We start from the raw sequence: 2,430 nt of genomic DNA, 5'->3' as shown, positions 1-2,430 counted from the left end.
GGCCCGGCCCCCGGCGGCCGGGCGCCGCCCCCCCCGGGGGCCCCCCGGGGGCGGGGGGCGGGGGGGGGCGCCCGCCGGGCCCCGCCCCCCCCCGCCGGGCCAGCCTTGAAGATCAGGATCAGATCCGGGCCAGGTAGCCGTTGTCGACCAGCCAGAGCACGTTCAGCCTGGCGGGGCCGCCCTGCACGAGGGCGCCGTCGAGCTGGTACTGCAGGCCCCAGCCGGGCTGGTTGAACCACGGCGCGATCGGGCCCGCGTGCACCGTGAACTCCTTGACCACCCTGTAGTCGTGGTAGTTGCAGCCCGCCGCCGGGTTCCCGTCGAGGCTCTGCGGCGGGATCGCGCGGTTCTCGTAGGGCAGGCCCTCGGGGGCGAGGAAGGCGCCGTACTCGCTGCCGTAGCGGTCGATGTCCTGGTCCGGGTGGAGGGTGAGGTCGAACTCGACCGGGCTGCCGTCGGGCAGCGTGACGAAGCCGTCGGCGGGCGGGTACTTCCAGCCGCCCTTGCCGCCGTTGGCCGCCGCGTCCCAGTACTGGGCGAGGAAGTCGCGCTCGCTCGCGCCGCCGGTGCGCCGGTAGCCGTCGACCTGCTCGCCGACCGGGCCGCTGGTCGGCAGGTCCTGGGGGCCGAGGCGGGCGTCGCCGTGCCGGAAGGCGGCGGAGCACTCGCCGGCGGGGGTGGCCCGGTCGGCGGCGACCGCCGGGACGGTCGGGGATATCAGGGCCGCGGCCGCGGCGAGCGGCGCGATGAGCAGGCGAAGGCGCACGGTGTCTCCGTCGTCAGGGGGGATTCGACACCAGGCAAGCGGATCATCTGATCATCCGTCAATCGGATGTCGCGGTTGCCCCGCCGAATCCCCTCCTTTCGGCCAACCTGCCGCCCGGCGGCCCGGCTCACCGCCCCGGCGCGACCCGCCCGATCAGGTGCAGCAGCCGGTCGAGGGCGTCCTTCGAGTCGGGCTCGGTCAGGTTGACCATGAGCCGGAAGGCGATGTTCAGCAGCGCCGGCCGCCCGAGCCCGGCCGCGCCCGCCGCGGCGAGCAGCTTCGGGCGGCCGAGCAGGTCCGCGGCGAGCCGCCCGAGCGCGAAGTAGCCGGCGTAGGCGGAGCGCAGCGCCTGCGGGTAGGCGCGCAGGGCGAGTTCGCGGCCGCGGTCGGTGCGGCGGGCGAGCGCCTGGACGATCGTCTCGGCGGCGTAGCGGCCGGACTCCATCGCGTAGGCGATGCCCTCGCCGGTGCCGGGGCTGACCGTGCCGCCCGCGTCGCCGATCAGCAGCAGGCCGTCGGCGTAGTGGGGCCCGCGGTTGAGGCCCATGGGGAGGGCGGAGCCGCGGACGGGTTCGGTGACGGCGTCCGGGCCGTACTCGTACTCCGGCGGGAGGCCGTCGCACCAGCGGCGCAGCAGGTCGCGCCAGTCGAGGTCGACGCCGGCGGTGTCGAGCACGCCGAGGCCGACGTTGGCCGTGCCGTCGCCCATGCCGAACACCCAGGCGTAGCCGGGCAGGAGGCGGCGGCCGGGGTCGGTCGGGTCGCGCAGGTCGAGCCAGGCCTCCAGGTAGCGGTCGTCGTGGCGCGGGGTGGTGAAGTAGGTGCGGTAGGCGACGCCCATCGCGCGGTCGGTGCGGCGGTAGCGCTTCATGGCGAGCGAGAGGCGGGTGGAGTTGCCGTCGGCGGCGACCACGACGGGTGCGTGGTAGTCGACGGGCCTCCGGTCGTCGCCGAGCTTGGCGGTGACGCCGGTGATCCGGCCGCTCCGGTCGTCGACCAACGGGCCCGCCACGTTGGCCCGTTCGACCAGTCGGGCACCGGCCGCGGCGGCGCGGCGGGCGAGCAGTTCGTCGAAGTCGGCACGGCGGCGCACGGCGCCGTACCCGGGGAAGGCGGAGAGCTCGGGCCAGTCGAACTCGATCGTGCGGCGGCCGGCGACCAGGCGCAGCCCGCGGTTGTGCAGCCAGCCGGCCTCCTCGGAGACGTCGATGCCCAGGTCGGCCAACTGCTTGACGGCGCGCGGGGTGAGACCGTCTCCGCAGACCTTCTCGCGGGGGAAGGCCGCCTTTTCGAGGAGGAGGACGTCGAGCCCGGTGCGGGCGAGGTGGTAGGCGGCGGTGGAGCCGGAGGGGCCGGCGCCGACCACGATGACGTCCGCGCAGTGCTCCGTCCGGACGGGGCCGGGGCCGGGCCCTGGGGCGGTCGACTGCTGCTCCGGTCCGGGCATCGCGCACTCCCACGGGTCTGATCGGCTGCTGGGTCGGCGGACCCGACGATAGGGAACGCCGACGTCCGCCGCCGCCCGACACGCGGTCCCGCCCCGACGACCGGTCAATACCGGCCACCGGGGCGGGACCTGGGGCCTGTCTTCAAACCCCCGTCGTCCGCCCGGAGGGCGGGCCGTGCGGCGTCTGGGTGCGTGCATCGCAAGGCGGAGGAGGGAG

At 75.8% G+C, this 2,430-nt stretch carries 2 protein-coding genes; both read right to left on the bottom strand.

The annotated features are described in order from the left end of the window. Positions 1-118 precede the first annotated feature (118 nt). The gene (locus ACFV4G_RS14860) at positions 119-766 is read right to left on the bottom strand and encodes a TNT domain-containing protein (RefSeq protein ID WP_380440198.1); all 648 of its coding nucleotides are present in this window, start codon (positions 764-766) and stop codon (positions 119-121) included. Between the two features lie 127 nt (positions 767-893). Next, positions 894-2,213 (bottom strand): geranylgeranyl reductase family protein, encoded by a 1,320-nt coding sequence (locus ACFV4G_RS14855; RefSeq protein ID WP_380440196.1) that lies wholly within the window; start codon positions 2,211-2,213, stop codon positions 894-896. Between the last annotated feature and the right edge of the window lie 217 nt (positions 2,214-2,430).

The organism is Kitasatospora sp. NPDC059747 (assembly GCF_042732955.1).
In the GTDB taxonomy this organism is placed as follows: Bacteria; Actinomycetota; Actinomycetes; order Streptomycetales; family Streptomycetaceae; genus Kitasatospora.
This window is presented reverse-complemented; position numbering and strand designations above follow the sequence as displayed.

Coding starts and splice junctions, on each gene's coding strand:
- ACFV4G_RS14855 (WP_380440196.1), bottom strand. CDS start 2,213: ATGCCCGGACCGGAGCAGCAGTCGACCGCCCCAGGGCCCGGCCCCGGC.